This is a genomic window from Microbulbifer sp. ABF4_143, assembly GCF_056160225.1.
Genome location: NZ_JBSWWT010000003.1, coordinates 206,289 through 222,859 on the forward strand (window position 1 = coordinate 206,289; position 16,571 = coordinate 222,859).

Here is a 16,571-nt window from a genome sequence, read left to right on the forward strand (position 1 = left end):
AGTCAGGCCTTCTTGGTTATCTTCGGTTTTTTGCGGTTCGGGTAGCAGGTGGTGCAGATCTCGCACACGGTGCCGTCGCAACCGCGCGCGGTGCAATATTCGCGGCCGTAGAAAATAATCTGCAGGTGCAGTTTGTTCCACTTGTCGCGCGGAAAGAGCCGCTTCAGGTCCTTTTCGGTCTGCGCGACATTCTTGCCGCTGGTCAGACCCCAGCGCTGGGCCAGGCGGTGGATGTGGGTGTCCACCGGGAAGGCCGGGTGGCCGAAGGCCTGGGACATGACGACGCTGGCGGTCTTGTGGCCGACGCCGGGCAGGGTCTCCAGTGCGGCCATATTTTCCGGCACTTGGCCGTGGTATTCGTTGACCAGTATCTGCGACAGCTTGCTGATGGCCTTGGACTTCTGCGGCGACAGGCCGCAGGGGCGGATGACCTCGCGGATTTTTTCCACCGGCACCTTCGCCATATCCGCCGGGTTGTCTGCGAGCTCCCACAGCGCCGGGGTGACCTGGTTGACGCGCTCGTCGGTGCACTGGGCCGAGAGGAGCACTGCCACCAGCAGTGTGTAGGGGTCTTTGTGGTCCAGGGGCACCGGGGTTTCCGGGTAGAGTTCCTCCAGTTTCTGTAGGATGAACTCGACCCGCTCTTTTTTCAGTAGGTTTCTTACTGCCATTTTCTGTGTTTTTCTGCTTTCGATCGCGGCTGTGGGTGTATCTACCGGCAAAATTCTTTAATGCGCTTTGCCGCCTCGATACACTCATCCAGTGTCGCGACCAGAGCCATGCGCACATACTCGCGCCCGGGGTTGGTGCCATCCGCCTCGCGGGCGAGAAAGGCTCCCGGCAATACGGTGATGTGCTGCTGGCGGAACAGCTCGCGGGCGAATTCCTCGCCGTTGCCGACCCGCGGCCACAAGTAGAAGCCCGCCTGGGGCTGTCGTACCTCCAGGCAGCCGTCGAGAATATCCAGCACTGCGGTGAATTTTTCTTTATAGAGCGCGCGATTATGCCGCACGTGTTGTTCGTCCTGCCAGGCGGCGATGGAGGCGTACTGGCTCGGCAGCGGCATGGCGCAGCCGTGGTAGGTGCGGTAGAGCAGGAATTTTTTCAGTATCTCGGCGTCGCCGGCGACGAAGCCGGAGCGCAGCCCCGGCAGGTTGGAGCGCTTGGAAAGACTGTGAAACACCACGCAGCGGGCGAAGTCCGTACGGCCCATCTGCTCGCACACCTGCAACAGCCCGCTGGGCGGCTGCTCCTCGTCGAAGTAGAGTTCCGAGTAGCACTCGTCGGAGGCGATGGTGAAGTCGTAGCGGTCCGCAAGTTCGATCAGCGCGCGCAGGTCTTCCGTCTCCAGTAGCGCGCCGGTGGGGTTGCCGGGGGTGCAGATATACAGCAGTTCGCAGTCGCGCCAAACCTGGTCCGGCACCGAGGCGAAATCCGGTTTGAAAGCCGTGGTCGCGCCGCAGTTGATAAAGTGCGGGCTGGCCCCGGCGAGCAGCGCGGCGCCCTCGTAGATCTGGTAGAAGGGGTTCGGCATCAGCACCTTGGTGCCCGGTGACACCATTGCCTGGGCGAAGGCGAACAGCGCCTCGCGGGTGCCGTTGACCGGAAGCACCTGGCTGTCGGCGCAGACGCTCCGCAGCTGGAAGCGTTCGCGCAGCCAGCGGGCGATGGCCTCGCGCAGCGGATCTATACCCTTGGTGACCGGGTAGGCGGAGAGCTTGTCCAGGTTGTCGATCAGCTCGTCGCGCACGAATGCCGGTGGTTCGTGTTTGGGCTCACCGATGGACAGGGCGATATGGGGCTTGTCCGCCGGGGCCAGGCCTTTCTTCAGTGCCGCCAGTTTGGCGAATGGGTAGGGCTGTAATTTTTCGATATTCGGGTTCATTGATTCCCTCTCCCCCAGTCCCTTTCCCGCAAGCGGGAGAGGGGCGTTATTTTTGGGTCACTATTGCTGGTGTTTGACCTGGTGCGCGTCCAGCTCGCGGCAGATGGCCTCTTCCAGCGCGCGGTTGGCGGCCTCGTCCAGCAGCGGCTGCCCGGCCGCGTCGGTGATATGGAATATATCTTCGACGCGCTCGCCGAGTGTGGAGATCTTGGCGTTGTGCAGGCGCAGGTCGTGGTCGATAAAGATGCGCGCGATGCGCGCCAGCAGGCCGGGCCTGTCGGCGCTGGTTACTTCCAATGTGCTGTAGCTGGCGCCGGGCTCGGTGGACAGCTGGGCGCGGCTCTCCAGTTCGAACATCTTCAGGCGCCGCGGGGTCCTGCGCTTGATGACCTTGGAGTAGTCCTCCACCAGCGCCAGTTCCCGCTGCAGGGTGTTGCGAATCTGCTCCAGGCGCTGCGGTTCGTCCAGCAGCGGTTGACCGGATTCGTCCAGCACATAGAAGGTGTCCAGGGTGTAGCCGGAGGCGGAGCTGTACAGGCGCGCGTCGTGGATGTTCAGGTTGAGCATGTCGAGGCCGGTGACCACGGCGGCGAAGACGTTGGCCCTGTCCGGGGTGTAGACGAACACTTCCGTCGCGCCGTCGTGCTCGCCGGGGCCGGAGTTGCGCGTCAGCACCAGCGTGTCGCTGCGCTCGCCGCTGTCGCCGGCATTGTGCAGCTGGTGGATAGCGGCGGTGTGCCAGGTGATGTTGTCGGCGCTCTCGCGCACGAAGTAGTCCTCGCCCATCTGCGCCCAGATATTTTCCACCGAGGCCATCGGCAGGCCCATGGCGCGCAGCATATTGCGCGCCTGCGCGCGCGTCTCCTCGATGATCTCCTCGCGGTCGATGGGGTTTTCCAGGCCGCGGCGCAGGGCGCGCTGGGTGGCCTGGTAGAGCTGGCGCATCAGGCTGGCGCGCCAGCTGTTCCAGAGTTCCGGATTGGTGGCGTTGATGTCCGCGACCGTCAGCGCGTAGAGGTAGTCCAGGTGTTCGCGGTCACCGACGGTGCGCGCGAATTCGTGCACGACTTCCGGGTCGGTGATGTCCTGCTTCTGCGACACCTGGCTCATCAGCAGGTGTTGTTCCACCAGCCAGCACACCAGGCGCCGGTCGCGGGCCGGCAGCTGGTGGCGGCGGCAGAAGGCGTCGGCATCCACGACGCCGAGCTTGGAGTGGTCGCCGCCGCGGCCCTTGGCGATATCGTGGTAGAGGCCGGCGATATACAGCAGTTCCGGCTTGCGCATGCGCGACAGTATCTCGGCGGCGATCGGGAATTTCTGCCAGGCCTCGGGGCCGCGGAAGGCGCGCATATTGCGCACTACCTGCAGCGTGTGCGCGTCCACGGTGTAGATATGGAAGAGATCGTGCTGCATCTGCCCGGTGACGCGGCCGAATTCGGGCAGGTAGCGGCCCAGAATGCCGTAGCGGGTCATGCGCGACAGCTGGGTGGACAGGCCGCGGCGCGAGCGCAGCAGCTGCATAAAGAGCTCCGCATTGCGCGGGTCGGCGCGGAAGCGGTCGTCGATCAGGTGGCGGTGCTCGCGGATCAGGCGGATAGTGGCCGCGCGCACGCCTTCGATCTGTGGGTTTTCCGCCATCAGCACGAAGATTTCCAGCAGTGCCGAGGGCTGTTCGACAAAGACGCGGGTCTGGGTGACCTCGATGGTGTTGTCGCGCAGCTGGAAACGCTCGTTGATCGGTGTCACCGTCTGCCGCTTGCCGCGCTGCAGTATGGCTTCGTCGAGGAACTGCAGCAGTACGTCGTTCAGTTCGCGCAGCGCCATCACCACGCGATAGTAGTTGTGCATGAACTGTTCGACGGCCAGCTGGGTGCCGCTGTCCACGTAGCCGAACTGCTTCGCCAGTTCGCGCTGGTAGTCGAACAGCAGTCGCTCCTCGGCGCGTCCGGCCAGCAGGTGCAGGCCGTAGCGCACGCGCCACAGGAAGTCCTCGCCGGACTGCAGTATCGCGAACTCCTCTTCAGTGAAGAATCCCTTGCCCTGCAGCTGTTTGAGAGTGCGCACTTTGAAGTAGCGCTTGGCGACCCAGGCGATGGTCTGGATATCGCGCAGGCCGCCGGGGGCGTTTTTGATATTGGGCTCGAGGATGTACTCGGCGGCCTGTTGACGGCTGTGGCGCTCGCGCTGTTCGGCGTACTTGGCGGTGAAGAAGTCCTCCGCGGGCCACAGTTTGTCCGGGGTCATGCGTTCTGCCAGCCGTGCGCGCAGCTGGTCGTCGCCGACGACGGTGCGGCACTCCATCAGGTTGGTGGCGACGGTGATATCCTCGGCGGCCAGTTCCAGGCAGTGGTCGATGGTGCGCACCGAGTGGCCGATATCCAGGCCCAAATCCCACAGGAAGGCCACCAGGCGCTCGATATTGTCGACAGTGCCGGCAGCGGTGCTGCCGTCGGTCAGAATCAGCAGGTCGATATCCGAGTGGGGGTGCAGCTCGCCGCGGCCGTAGCCGCCCACCGCCAGCAGGCTGATGCCGGTCGGCCAGTCGTACTGGTGCCAGGCGTAGTGCAGCAGGCAGTCGATAAACAGGGCGCGCTCGTGCACCAGGGTGCGCACATCCTCGCCCTCGCGGAAGCGCTCCGCCATCTGCCGCTCGGCGGCGCCGGCGGCGTCCTTGAAGATCGTAAGCGCCGGCTTGGCTCCCTCCGCCAGGGCCCTGCGGAAGCGGGTCTGGTCGAAGAAGAACAGGGGGCGTTCGAAGTAGGGGGTATTGGCCGGCTGCATCAGTTTGTCCGTTTCGAGCCTTCTGTCTTTTATAGGAGAGATTGGGGCGGCAGGGCCTTCGCATCAGGCTCGGGTATTCCTTTTTGGCCGTAGGAGCCTGCTTGCAGGCGAATGGCTATGCACTCCGCCCCTTTTCGCCTGCAAGCAGGCTCCTACGGCGCAACCTTGCTTGTGCGGCCCGTGCCTTAAAGGAACCTCTGATTAAGTCCGTAATGTCTCTGCGGGGCTTTCAGAACGATTCACACTCTGCGTTGCGACTTCTTGAAAGGTCTAGACATTCCTGCGAAGCCGCGCCTTGATTGTGAACCGCTCTGAAAGCCAGAGACATCACGGACTTATTCAGAGGTTCCCTAAAAATTCTCTTCACTGCGCGCCGTCAGCACTTCCACCCCGTCACTGGTCACCGCCAGGGTGTGCTCCCACTGCGCGGACAGGCGGCGGTCCTTGGTGATTGCGGTCCAGCCGTCGCCGAGCACGCGGGTGGCGGCCTTGCCGGCGTTGATCATCGGCTCGATGGTAAAGGTCATGCCTTCCTTCAATACCTCACCGGTGCCGGGCTTGCCGTAGTGGAGCACCTGCGGGTCCTCGTGGAAGACGTCGCCGATACCGTGGCCGCAGAAGTCGCGCACTACCGAGTAGTAGTTCTTCTCCGCGTGCTGCTGGATCACATGGCCGATATCGCCGAGGGTGGTGCCCGGGCGCACGATTTCGATGGCCTTGTACAGGCACTCCTGGGTCACCCGCACCAGGCGCTCGGCGTGGGGGGCGGGCTCGCCGACGAAGAACATTTTGCTGGTGTCGCCGTACCAGCCGTCCTTGATCACGGTGACGTCGATATTGATGATGTCGCCCTTCTTCAGGATCTTGCTCTCGGAGGGGATGCCGTGGCAGACCACCTCGTTGACCGAGGTGCAGATGGATTTCGGAAAACCGCGGTAGCCGAGGCAGGCGGGGACGGCCTTCTGCACATTGACTATATAGTCGTGGCAGCGGCGGTCCAGCTCCTCGGTGGAGACGCCGGGAACCACATATTCGCCTATCATTTCCAATACTTCCGCGGCCAGGCGGCCCGCGATGCGCATCTTGGCGATCTGATCCGGTGTCTTGATGGCTGAGGTCATGCGTATCCCTGTGTTGATGGCTGGTGGCGGGGAGGCCCGCGAGGCGCGCTATTGTAGCGGAATGGGCGCCGGGGGGCATGCTCGCGGGGGCGAAAGCGTCCCCATTTCGCGATGCAGATTCGCAGCAGCAGGTGCGTCACAATGTCGGCGGGGATTCGAGAGAAGCCCTTCACGCGCCGCGCCGATTGTGGTATAAAGCGCGCCGCTTCGGGGTGCTCCCGGGGCTTGATCAATGCCGCACACGCATCGGCACATGTGTCTGGGTGCCCCCTTCGCCTCCTTAGTATCCGGCGACAGTGGGGTTGATACATGGGATGTGTGGAGGACTAACCCGTACAGATTGAGGTTTTACTTATGCCGCAAGTCAGCATGCGCGATATGCTGCAGGCTGGTGTCCACTTTGGTCACCAGACCCGCTACTGGAACCCGAAGATGGGTCAATACATCTTTGGCGCCCGCAACAAGATTCACATCATCAACCTGGAGCACACTGTACCGGCTTTCAACGAAGCCCTGCAGGTGATCAAGGGGATGGCCGCTCAGAAGAAGAAGATCCTGTTCGTCGGCACCAAGCGCGCCGCGCAGAAGTCCATCAAGGAGCAGGCTGAGCGCTGTGGCATGCCCTACGTCAGCAACCGCTGGCTGGGTGGTATGCTCACCAACTACAAGACCATCCGAGCCTCCATCAAGCGCTACCGCGACCTGGAGACCCAGTCCCAGGACGGCACTTTCGACAAACTGACCAAGAAAGAGGCGCTGATGCGCACCCGCACCATGGAGAAGCTCGAGCGCTCCATCGGTGGTATCAAGGATATGGGCGGCCTGCCGGACGCGCTGTTCGTGATCGACGTGGAGCACGAGCGTATCGCTATCCAGGAAGCCAACAAGCTGGGTATCCCGGTTATCGGTGTTGTGGACACCAACAGCGATCCGGAAGGTGTTGACTACGTGATCCCCGGTAATGATGACGCCATTCGCGCCATCAAGCTGTACACCACCGCCGTGGCGGACGCCGTGGTAGCCGGTCTCGCCGAAGCGGGTGGCAGCGCGGCCAAGAATGAGTACGTCGAGGCGAGCGACGACGAGGCCGCTGCGGACTCCTAATCACTGAGGGTCGCAGGGCATAGTGGCGTAGCGCTGAGCCGTTGCGCCGCGAACTCGAAAAGGGGCCCTATAACCGGCCCCTTTTTTCTAATTTTCTAGTGACAGAACTCCGAGGATTGAATCATGGCGATTACCGCGTCTATGGTAAAAGAACTGCGCGAGCGCACCGGCCTGCCGATGATGGAGTGCAAGAAAGCACTGACCGAGGCGGACGGCGATATCGAGAAGGCGATTGAAGATCTGCGCAAAGCCTCCGGCCTGAAGGCGGCCAAGAAGGCTGGCCGCACCGCCGCCGACGGTGTCGTTGCGGCAAAAGTGGCCGAAGACGGCAGCTACGGCGTGCTGGTGGAGGTCAACTCCGAAACCGACTTCGTCGCCCGCGACGATAACTTCAAGGCCTTCGTCGCCCAGGTTGTAGACAAGGCTTTCGCCGAGCGCCAGCAGGATGTTGCCGCGCTGATGGAAGGTGAGCTGGAGTCCGCGCGCGAGGCGCTGGTGCAGAAGATCGGCGAGAACATCGGCGTGCGCCGCGTTCAGCTGGTGGAAGCGCCGGTTGTCGGTGCCTATGTGCACTCCAATAACCGCATCGCCGCCCTGGCCGCCCTGAGCGGTGGTGAGGCGGATCTGGCCAAAGATGTGGCTATGCACGTTACCGCCGTCAACCCGCAGGTGAACAAGCCGGAAGATATGCCGGCGGACGTGCTGGAGAAAGAAAAGGAGATCATCAAGGCGCAGCCGGATATGGAAGGCAAGCCGGCCGAGATCGTCGAGAAGATGATGGGGGGCCGCATCAAGAAGTTCCTGAAGGAAAACAGCCTGGTGGAACAGCCTTTCGTCAAGAATCCGGACCTGACCGTCGGTAAACTGGTCAAGGATGCCGGCGCGGACGTGGTTTCTTTTGTCCGTTTCGAAGTGGGCGAAGGCATCGAGAAGGAAGAGGTGGATTTTGCCGCGGAGGTTGCGGCGCAGGTCAAATCCTCGTCCTAATCGCTTTTGGCCGGGCGCCCTCGGGCGCCCAATCGCAGTGGGGTGCTTCCGCTGGGCTCGAGAGGGCTGCAGTGGGGCACCCCTCTGTGTAAATGACCGAAATTGTTGTAATGTTCGGCGGCAAACTCTGCCTGCACTCAAGAGGACCGATGGATGCCCGGTGTCAAAGACCGCAAGTACAAGCGAATCCTGTTAAAGCTCAGCGGCGAGGAGCTGATGGGCGACCAGGGCTTTGGGATCAGCCCCAAGGTGCTGGACAAAATGGCGCTGGAGATAGGCCAGTTGGTGGGTATCGGTGTTCAGGTGGGTCTGGTGGTTGGCGGCGGCAACCTGTTTCGCGGCGCGGCGCTGAACGCGGCGGGCCTGGACCGGGTGACCGGGGACCATATGGGCATGCTGGCCACGGTCATGAACGCCCTGGCCCTGCGCGATGCGCTGGAGCGCTCCAATATCTCCTCGCGGGTCATGTCCTCCATCCAGATGAGCGGCATTGTCGACCACTATGACCGCCGCGCGGCCATCCGCTTTCTCGAGCGGGGCGAAGTGCTGATTTTTGCCGCGGGTACCGGCAACCCGTTCTTTACCACCGACTCCGCCGCCTGTCTGCGCGGTATCGAAATCGAGGCCGAGCTGGTGCTGAAGGCCACCAAGGTGGACGGTGTCTACTCCGCCGACCCGGTGCTGGATCCGACCGCGACCCGCTACGACAAGCTCACCTACGACGAGGTGCTGGACAAGAAGCTCGGTGTAATGGATTTGACCGCTATCTGCCTTTGCCGCGAACACAATATGCCCGTGCGGGTGTTCCGCATGGACAAGGCCGGCGCGCTGCTCAACATAGTTGTGGGCGGTGAAGAGGGCACGCTAATCGAAGAGGAAGTGAAACAGTGATTGAAGATATCAAGAAAAACGCAAAGGCGCGCATGAGCAAGGCGCTCGACGCGCTGGGTAGCAACTTCAACAAGATCCGCACCGGTCGCGCACACCCGAGCATTCTCGACGGCATCCAGGTGTCCTACTACGGCACCGACACGCCCCTGTCACAGGTGGCCAATATTATCGTGGAGGACGCGCGCACCCTGTCCGTGACCCCGTGGGAAAAGAACCTGGTGCCGGAAATCGAAAAGGCCATCATGAAGTCCGACCTGGGGCTGAACCCCAGCACCGCCGGCGCGGTGATTCGCATCCCGATGCCGATGCTGACCGAGGAAACCCGCAAGAACTTTATCCGCCAAGCCAAGAGCGAGGCGGAGACTGCGCGCGTTTCCATCCGCAATATCCGCCGCGACGCGCTGGCTGAGGTCAAGGCGCTGGTCAAGGACAAGGAGATCTCCGAGGACGACGAGCGCCGCGCCGGCGACGAAATCCAGAAGATCACCGATCAGTTCGTGGCGGACGTCGACAAGGCGCTGGCGGCGAAAGAAAAAGACCTGATGGAAATTTAATGGTTTCCGGAGGTACCGCAGAAGCAGCGCCGCAGGGCCCGCGCCATATCGCCATCATCATGGATGGCAACGGACGCTGGGCCGCCCGCCGGGGCCTTCCTCCATCCGCCGGCCACAAGGCCGGCGTCGAGCGTATCCGCGACCTGCTGTCTGCCTGCAGGGACCGCGGTGTTGAAGCGCTCACCCTGTTCGCCTTTTCCAGCGAGAACTGGCAGCGCCCGCCCAAGGAGGTGGAGCTGCTGATGAGCCTGTTTCACTCCTACCTGCGCAAGGAGGCCCGGCGCATGCGGGAGGAGGGCGTGCGCCTGCGGGTTATCGGGCGGCGCGACCGCTTCTCCCCGCGGCTGCAGGGGGCCATTGAGGAGGCGGAGGAGATCACCCGCGAGGGCGATCGCGGCAATCTGGTTATCGCGGCGGACTACGGCGGCCAGTGGGATATCACCCAGGCCGCGCGCAGGCTCGCCGAGGAGGTCGCGGCAGGCACGCGATCTCCGGAATCCATCACCGAGCAGGTGCTCGGGGACTATGTACAGCTGGCGGATCTTCCGCCGGTGGACCTGCTGATCCGCTCCAGCGGTGAGCAGCGCATCAGCAACTTTATTTTGTGGCAGGCGGCCTACAGCGAATTCTATTTCACGGATACACTGTGGCCTGATTTTGACGAGGAGGCGCTGGATGCCGCTATCGCGGCCTATTGCCAGCGCGATCGCCGTTTCGGTGGCCGCGGTGCTGGCGGCCTGGCGGTGCAGGCCTGACGCCCGCGCTCCGCGGGGTGGCGGTTCGCCGCCAGGACGGAAATTCTCGGGGATAACAATATCTTGTACTCTAGAGCCGCCCCGGAAGAAGCGGGATGGGGTGCGGGAATCAGATAAAAGGGTTTTACGGTGCTAAAACAAAGAATAATTACTGCGCTGGTCTTGGTGGCTCTGTTTATGGGGGCCCTGTTTCTGCTTCCCATTCAATGGTTTTCGATGACCGTTGTCGCGGTCATCCTGCTCGGCGGCTGGGAGTGGGCCAACCTGTCCAACCTGAACCGCGCGCTGCGCTTCGTGTTTCTCGCCGCCCTTGGCGCCGCGCTGATCGGCGCGGCCCAGTATGTGTTCGCGATGGACTTCGCCAATCCGGATACCGACCGCGCGCGCCAGATACTGGCCGTCGCCTGCGGTTGGTGGGCGCTGGCGTTCCTGTGGGTGCAGGGCTATCCGGCCAGCGCCATGCTGTGGGGCAACCGCTGGGCGCGGGGGCTGATCGGCCTGGTGGTGCTGGTGCCCGCCTGGCTGTCGGTGGTGATTCTGCGCGGCCAGGAGCACGGCGCTTGGCTGGTGCTGTTCGTGGTCGCGGTGGTGGTGTCCGCCGATGTGGGAGCCTATTTCGTCGGGCGCAGATTCGGCAAGCACAAGCTGGCGCGGGAAGTGAGTCCGGGCAAGTCCTGGGAGGGATTCTTCGGCGGTCTCGGCGCCTGCCTGATCCTGGCGCTGGCGGTCTCCGCGCTGCTCGGCCTGCCGCTCAAGAACACGCTGCTCTTCTCCTTCGGCATTCTGGTCACCGCGCTGGCGTCGGTGATCGGCGACCTGGTGGAGAGCATGTTCAAGCGCCATCGCGGCATCAAGGACAGCAGCCGCATACTGCCGGGTCACGGCGGCATTCTGGACAGGCTGGACAGCCTCTCCGCCGCGCTGCCGGTTTTCACCATGGCCGCGCTGGCCAGTGAGCTACCCAAGTATCTGTAACAACACCTTTAGAGACCTCCATAGCGGCGCTTGTAACTGCGCATTGCCGCGCGATACCCGCCACCAAGGGTCGATACAGACAGGGGCCCGAGAGGTATAACACGAGCCTATGCAATCCACGCAACCGCAATCCGTTACCGTCCTCGGTTCAACTGGTTCCATCGGCGTCAGCACCCTGGACGTGCTGGCGCGCCACCCGCAGCGCTACTCAATCTACGCACTGACCGCGCGCGAGCGCGTGGCCGAGCTGGCGCAGCAGTGCCGTCGCTTCGCGCCGCGTTTTGCGGTGGTGGCGAGCGCCCAGAAAGCCGATGAGTTGCGCCAGCTGCTCGCCGGCGGCGACCTGCAGACGGAGGTCCTGTGGGGTGTCGAGGGGCTCTGCCAGGTGGCGGCGGACCCGCAGGTGGATACGGTCATGGCGGCCATCGTCGGCGCTGCCGGCTTGCGCCCGACACTGGCGGCGGTGGAGGCGGGCAAGAAGGTGCTGCTCGCCAACAAGGAGGCGCTGGTGATGGCGGGACCGGTATTCCTGCGCGCGCTGGCCGCGAGCGGCGCGCAGCTGCTGCCGATCGACAGTGAGCACAACGCGATTTTCCAGTGCCTGCCACAGCCCTGGGGGCACTTTCAGTCCGGCGGCCTCGAGGGCGCCGGGGTGGAGAAAATACTGCTGACCGGCTCCGGCGGTCCCTTCCGCACCCGCGCCGCAAACGAGCTGCACCGGGTCACTCCGGATGAGGCTTGCGCCCACCCAAACTGGTCCATGGGGCGCAAGATATCGGTGGATTCTGCCACCATGATGAACAAGGGCCTGGAGTTTATCGAGGCCTGCCTGCTGTTCGGCGCGCGCCCGGAGCAGATAGACGTGGTGGTGCACCCGCAGAGTATCGTGCACTCGATGGTCCAGTACCGGGACGGCTCGCTGCTGGCGCAGATGGGCAATCCGGATATGCGCACGCCCATCGCCCACGCGCTGGCATTCCCGGAGCGCATCGACAGCGGCGTGTCGGCACTGGACCTGATCCGTCAGGGGCGGCTGGACTTCGAGGCGCCGGACTTGCAGCGCTTCCCCTGCCTGCGCCTGGCGCGGGAGGCGATGGATGCCGGCGGCAGCGCGCCGACGGTGCTGAATGCCGCCAACGAGGTGGCGGTGGAAGCCTTCCTGCAGGGGCGGCTGGCGTTTACTAGTATTGCGGCGGTGATCGAGCGGGTCATGAATCGCGCGCAAGCGGTTGAACTGACCGGCCTGGACGCAGTCGAAACAGCGGATCGCAGTGCGCGACTGCTGGCGCAGGAGGTGCTGGGGGCGCTCTAGGTGGGCCCTGTAGGATGGGCAAAGGAGCGCAGCGACGTGCCCATCATCTGTAACAGATGGGCTGGGCTCCTACTGGAATGAGCGGGCCGGCGGTTAAATCGCACAACAGACGAATTAAGCGAGTATGGATTTCATTCAGACGGTAATCTGGGCCCTGGTCGCCCTCGGTGTACTGGTGTCCTTCCACGAGTACGGCCACTTCCTGGTCGCGCGCCTGTGCGGGGTCAAGGTGCTGCGCTTTTCCGTGGGATTCGGCCGCCGCCTGCTGTCCCGCTACGACCGCCACGGCACAGAATTTACCATCTCCGCGATTCCGCTGGGCGGCTACGTCAAGATGCTCGATGAGCGCGAGGGCGCGGTGCCGGAGGACCAGCTGCATATGGCCTTCAACCGCAAGAGCGTGTGGGCGCGTATCGCCATCGCCGCCGCCGGCCCCCTGGCCAATTTCCTGCTCGCGATAGTGCTCTTCTGGGCGGTGTTTATGGGCGGTACCGCCGGACCTGTGCCGATAGTCCAGTCCGTGGAGCCGGGCAGTATCGCGGCGCGCGCTGGGTTGGAGCCCGGGCAGGAGATTATCGCCATCGACGGCGAGGAGACGCCCACCTGGCAGGCGTTGAACTGGCGTCTCGCGAACCGCCTCGGCGACAGCGGTACCATCGAGTTCTCTGTGCGCTATCCGGACTCGGCGCTCGAATACCATATGGTGGCGGATATCGACCGCTGGCTGGCGGGGCAGGAGGTGCCGGATCCGCTGGCGGAAGTGGGGCTGGCGCTGTGGACGCCGCCGATTACCATGACCCTCTCCCAGGTGACTCCGGACAGCGCGGCGGACAAGGCGGGCCTGCGCGCGGGAGACAGAATCCTGGCCACCGACGGCAGGGCTTTCGAAGACTGGGACAGCTGGACCCGCTATGTGCGCGCCCGCGCCGGAGAGGAGATACGGATTGAGGTCGAGCGGGACGGTCGGCGCCTGTTGCTGCCGGTGACCCCCGAGGCGGTGACCCTGGATAGCGGTGAGCGAATCGGACGCATCGGTGTTCTACCGGTGGTGGAATCCTGGCCCGAGGAGCGGGTGCGCACCTATCACTACGGCGTCGCCGGCGCCTTCGTCAAAGGCTTGCAGGAGACCTGGGAAAAGACGCTCTTTACCCTCAACAGCCTGAAGAAACTGGTGCTCGGGCAGCTGTCGACCAAGAACTTGAGCGGCCCTATCACCATTGCTAAAGTGGCCGGCACTTCGGCGGAGGCCGGCTGGCAGTCGTTCCTGTCGCTGCTGGCGCTGCTCAGTATCAGTCTCGGTGTGCTCAACCTGCTGCCCATCCCCGTCCTCGACGGCGGCCACCTGCTTTATTACGGCATTGAGGCCATCAAGGGCTCGCCCGTTTCTGAGAGGGTGCAGATGATCGGCCTGCAGGTGGGCATGGCCCTGGTGCTGGGCATTATGGGCCTGGCGCTGTACAACGACATACTACGCCTGTAGGAGCGGCCTGGCCCTCCTGCCAATTGGAATTGCGAATAAGAAACTCGGAACCAGTAGATGAAAGATTTCCTGAAAGCGGCCTCTCTCGGCCTGGCTCTACCGATCAGTGCCGTGGCGCAGTCGTTTGTGGTCAACGACATTCGCGTGGAGGGGCTGCAGCGGGTTTCCGCCGGTACGGTTTTCGCGGCGCTGCCGGTGCGTGTGGGCGACCAGATCGAGAGCCTGGAAATCCAGAGCGCCACCCGCGCGCTGTTTCGCACCGGCTATTTTCAGGATATACAGATAGGTCGGGAGAACGGCGTACTGGTGATCACCGTGCGCGAGCGCCCGGCCATCTCCAAGATAGAGATCACCGGCAATAAGGCCATCAAGACCGAAGACCTGCTCAAGGGCATGGAGGAGAACGGCCTCGCCGAGGGGCAGATCTTCAAGCGCGCGACCCTCGAGGGGCTGGCCCAGGAGCTGCAGCGCCAGTATGTGGCCCAGGGGCGCTACGGCGCCAGCGTCAAGACAGAGGTCAAGGAGCTGCCGCGCAATCAGGTCGAGCTCAAGGTCGTGGTGGATGAAGGGTCCGTCGCCGCGATCAAGCATATCAATATCGTCGGCAACGAGGCCTTCTCCGATGAGGAGCTGGCGGACATCTTCGAGCTGCAGACCACCGGCTGGCTGTCCTGGCTCAGAAGTGACGACAAGTATTCCCGCGAGAAGCTGACCGGCGACCTGGAGCGCCTCGAGTCCTACTACCTGGATCGCGGCTACCTGGAATTCAAGATCGACTCCACCCAGGTTTCCCTGAGCCCCGACAAGCGCAGCGTCTTCATCACTGTGAACGTCACCGAGGGCGACGTCTACAAGGTCAGCGAGGTGGATCTGGCCGGCGATCCGGTGGTGCCGGAGGAGGAGATCAAACGCCTGCTGCTGGTGCGCGAGGGCCAGACCTTCTCCCAGGTGCTGATGACCACCACCTCCGACTACATCACCAAGCGCCTCGGCAACGAGGGCTATACCTTTGCCGAAGTCAACGGCATTCCGGAACCGAACGAGGAAGACAAGACGGTCAAGGTGACCTTCTTTATCGACCCGGGCAAGCGCGCCTATGTGCGCCGGATCAATTTCCGCGGTAACACCCGCACCTCCGACGAAGTGCTGCGCCGGGAGATGCGCCAGATGGAGGCCGCCTCCGCCTCCTCCGCGCGCATCGAACAGTCCAAAGTGCGCCTGGAGCGCCTCGGCTTTTTCAAAGAGGTCGAGGTGGAGACCACCGAGGTGCCGGGCACCTCGGACCAGATCGACGTCGAGTACACGGTGGAGGAGCAGCCCTCCGGCACCATCGGCGGCACCGTGGGTTACGCGCAGACCAACGGCCTGGTGCTCGGCGCCAACGTGCAGGAGAACAACTGGCTGGGTACCGGCAAGTCCGTCGGCTTTGCGGTGAACACCTCCCGCTACCAGTCCGTCGCCAACTTCTCCTACACGGATCCCTACTTCACGCCGGACGGCGTGAGCCGCGGTTTCAACGTCTTCTATCAGGAGCGCGACTACTCCGAGATCAACCTGGCCAGTTACAACACCACCACCTACGGTGCCGGCCTGAATTTTGGTTACCCGATATCGGAAATTTCCCGGGTCGGCCTGAGTATCGGTTTCAATCACCTGGAACTTGGCACGCAGACCAATTCGGTCAAAGAGATCCGCGAGACACCGCGCCCGATCGAGGGCGTGGACGGCTTGGTGCTCTCCACCGACCTGGAGCAGATCGATGAGGAGCTGGAAGCGGCGCGCGCGGCAGGGGAGAGTCTGGACCTGAGCAGCCCCGTAGGCCCGGGACTGGTCAACATGGATCTGGACGGTTTCGTCGACAAGAACGGCAACGAGTTTGACTCCTATTCGGTCACCGCTTCCTATGCGCGTTCGACCCTGAACCGCGGCATCCTCGCCACCCGCGGCACCTCGCAGCGCCTCTCGCTGGAGGTGGCTCTGCCCGGCGGCGATCTCGAGTACTACAAATTTATTTATACGGGGCAGTACTTCCGCCCGCTGACCAAGGATCTGACCCTGCGCCTGCGCACCCGTCTCGGTTATGCGGATGGCTATGGCGACACCACCGAGCTGCCTTTCTTCGAGAATTTCTACGGCGGCGGCTTCGGCTCGGTGCGCGGCTTCGAGCGCAATACCCTCGGTCCGCGCTCTACACCCCCGCAGCCCTATATAACGACTGTGTGTGCGACCGAAGACGGCCTCTTCTCCAAGAGCTGTTATGTACTCGACCCGGATACCGGAGCGCTGGTGACAGACAACCGCTTTATCGATGCCCGGGATCCGGATCCGTTCGGCGGCAACATCCTGGTGGAGGGCAGCGCGGAGATTATTTTCCCGATTCCGTTCGTCAAGGATCAGCGCTCCATGCAGTCCGCCTTCTTTATCGATGCGGGCAATGTGTTCGATTCCAGTTGTGGCATTTCACAGCTCAACTGCTACGATGTCGACCTGGATCACATCAACGTCTCCGCCGGTATCGGCCTGACCTGGATCACCGGCTTCGGCCCGCTGACCTTCAGTCTGGCCAAGGCGCTGGAGAAGAACGATGAAGACGAAGTGGAAGTCTTCCAGTTCTCACTGGGGAACAGCTTCTGAGTCCGGCTGGAGAAAACACTCAGGGTGTGATCGCCGCGAAGTAAAAATAAAGCAATATGGAGAAACCGACGTGCTTAAAAATGTAAAAATCA

At 63.0% G+C, this 16,571-nt stretch carries 13 protein-coding genes; 9 read left to right on the forward strand and 4 right to left on the reverse strand.

From position 1 onward, the window contains the following. Nucleotides 1-2 precede the first annotated feature (2 nt). From nth to map, 4 genes are all read right to left on the reverse strand, one after another. Nucleotides 3-671 carry an endonuclease III gene (gene nth, locus ACXAF3_RS03940; RefSeq protein WP_475110983.1) on the reverse strand — a complete coding sequence of 223 codons (669 nt, stop codon included), beginning with the start codon at nucleotides 669-671 and terminating at the stop codon, nucleotides 3-5. Nucleotides 672-712: 41 nt separating this feature from the next. Beyond that, a complete protein-coding gene (gene dapC, locus ACXAF3_RS03945) occupies nucleotides 713-1,885 on the reverse strand; it encodes a succinyldiaminopimelate transaminase (protein WP_475110984.1) in 1,173 nt (390 codons plus the stop codon). A 60-nt stretch (nucleotides 1,886-1,945) separates the two neighbouring features. Next, on the reverse strand, nucleotides 1,946-4,666 hold the full coding sequence (locus ACXAF3_RS03950) for a [protein-PII] uridylyltransferase (RefSeq protein ID WP_475110985.1): 2,721 nt from the start codon (nucleotides 4,664-4,666) through the stop codon (nucleotides 1,946-1,948). Between the two features lie 350 nt (nucleotides 4,667-5,016). Next, nucleotides 5,017-5,787: a type I methionyl aminopeptidase gene (gene map, locus ACXAF3_RS03955; RefSeq protein WP_475110986.1), complete on the reverse strand. Its 771-nt coding sequence runs from the start codon at nucleotides 5,785-5,787 to the stop codon at nucleotides 5,017-5,019. Nucleotides 5,788-6,141: 354 nt separating this feature from the next. Here map and rpsB point away from each other — a divergent pair, with 354 nt between their 5' ends. The 9 genes from rpsB (at nucleotide 6,142) to bamA (ending at nucleotide 16,479) form a co-directional block, all read left to right on the forward strand. Next, on the forward strand, nucleotides 6,142-6,891 hold the full coding sequence (rpsB, locus tag ACXAF3_RS03960) for a 30S ribosomal protein S2 (RefSeq protein WP_475110987.1): 750 nt from the start codon (nucleotides 6,142-6,144) through the stop codon (nucleotides 6,889-6,891). A gap of 123 nt (nucleotides 6,892-7,014) precedes the next feature. Next, entirely contained in the window at nucleotides 7,015-7,878 is an 864-nt protein-coding gene (tsf, locus tag ACXAF3_RS03965; protein WP_475110988.1) for a translation elongation factor Ts, read from the forward strand. Between the two features lie 153 nt (nucleotides 7,879-8,031). Beyond that, the gene (pyrH, locus tag ACXAF3_RS03970; protein WP_475110989.1) at nucleotides 8,032-8,769 is read left to right on the forward strand and encodes a UMP kinase; all 738 of its coding nucleotides are present in this window, start codon (nucleotides 8,032-8,034) and stop codon (nucleotides 8,767-8,769) included. Beyond that, nucleotides 8,766-9,323 (forward strand): ribosome recycling factor, encoded by a 558-nt coding sequence (gene frr, locus ACXAF3_RS03975; protein WP_475110990.1) that lies wholly within the window; start codon nucleotides 8,766-8,768, stop codon nucleotides 9,321-9,323. Before pyrH ends, frr begins: the two co-directional genes overlap by 4 nt. Beyond that, complete coding sequence (gene uppS, locus ACXAF3_RS03980; RefSeq protein WP_475110991.1) at nucleotides 9,323-10,078, forward strand: polyprenyl diphosphate synthase; 756 nt, start codon at nucleotides 9,323-9,325, stop codon at nucleotides 10,076-10,078. Before frr ends, uppS begins: the two co-directional genes overlap by 1 nt. Before the next feature lie 129 nt (nucleotides 10,079-10,207). Then, nucleotides 10,208-11,053 carry a phosphatidate cytidylyltransferase gene (locus ACXAF3_RS03985; RefSeq protein WP_475110992.1) on the forward strand — a complete coding sequence of 282 codons (846 nt, stop codon included), beginning with the start codon at nucleotides 10,208-10,210 and terminating at the stop codon, nucleotides 11,051-11,053. A gap of 109 nt (nucleotides 11,054-11,162) precedes the next feature. Then, the gene (gene ispC, locus ACXAF3_RS03990; RefSeq protein ID WP_475110993.1) at nucleotides 11,163-12,365 is read left to right on the forward strand and encodes a 1-deoxy-D-xylulose-5-phosphate reductoisomerase; all 1,203 of its coding nucleotides are present in this window, start codon (nucleotides 11,163-11,165) and stop codon (nucleotides 12,363-12,365) included. Nucleotides 12,366-12,489: 124 nt separating this feature from the next. After that, on the forward strand, nucleotides 12,490-13,845 hold the full coding sequence (gene rseP / locus ACXAF3_RS03995; RefSeq protein WP_475110994.1) for an RIP metalloprotease RseP: 1,356 nt from the start codon (nucleotides 12,490-12,492) through the stop codon (nucleotides 13,843-13,845). Nucleotides 13,846-13,902: 57 nt separating this feature from the next. After that, nucleotides 13,903-16,479 carry an outer membrane protein assembly factor BamA gene (bamA, locus tag ACXAF3_RS04000; RefSeq protein WP_475110995.1) on the forward strand — a complete coding sequence of 859 codons (2,577 nt, stop codon included), beginning with the start codon at nucleotides 13,903-13,905 and terminating at the stop codon, nucleotides 16,477-16,479. The last annotated feature ends 92 nt before the right edge of the window (nucleotides 16,480-16,571 follow it).

Coding starts and splice junctions, on each gene's coding strand:
- nth (WP_475110983.1), bottom strand. CDS start 671: ATGGCAGTAAGAAACCTACTGAAAAAAGAGCGGGTCGAGTTCATCCTA.
- dapC (WP_475110984.1), bottom strand. CDS start 1,885: ATGAACCCGAATATCGAAAAATTACAGCCCTACCCATTCGCCAAACTG.
- ACXAF3_RS03950 (WP_475110985.1), bottom strand. CDS start 4,666: ATGCAGCCGGCCAATACCCCCTACTTCGAACGCCCCCTGTTCTTCTTC.
- map (WP_475110986.1), bottom strand. CDS start 5,787: ATGACCTCAGCCATCAAGACACCGGATCAGATCGCCAAGATGCGCATC.
- rpsB (WP_475110987.1), top strand. CDS start 6,142: ATGCCGCAAGTCAGCATGCGCGATATGCTGCAGGCTGGTGTCCACTTT.
- tsf (WP_475110988.1), top strand. CDS start 7,015: ATGGCGATTACCGCGTCTATGGTAAAAGAACTGCGCGAGCGCACCGGC.
- pyrH (WP_475110989.1), top strand. CDS start 8,032: ATGCCCGGTGTCAAAGACCGCAAGTACAAGCGAATCCTGTTAAAGCTC.
- uppS (WP_475110991.1), top strand. CDS start 9,323: ATGGTTTCCGGAGGTACCGCAGAAGCAGCGCCGCAGGGCCCGCGCCAT.
- ispC (WP_475110993.1), top strand. CDS start 11,163: ATGCAATCCACGCAACCGCAATCCGTTACCGTCCTCGGTTCAACTGGT.
- rseP (WP_475110994.1), top strand. CDS start 12,490: ATGGATTTCATTCAGACGGTAATCTGGGCCCTGGTCGCCCTCGGTGTA.
- bamA (WP_475110995.1), top strand. CDS start 13,903: ATGAAAGATTTCCTGAAAGCGGCCTCTCTCGGCCTGGCTCTACCGATC.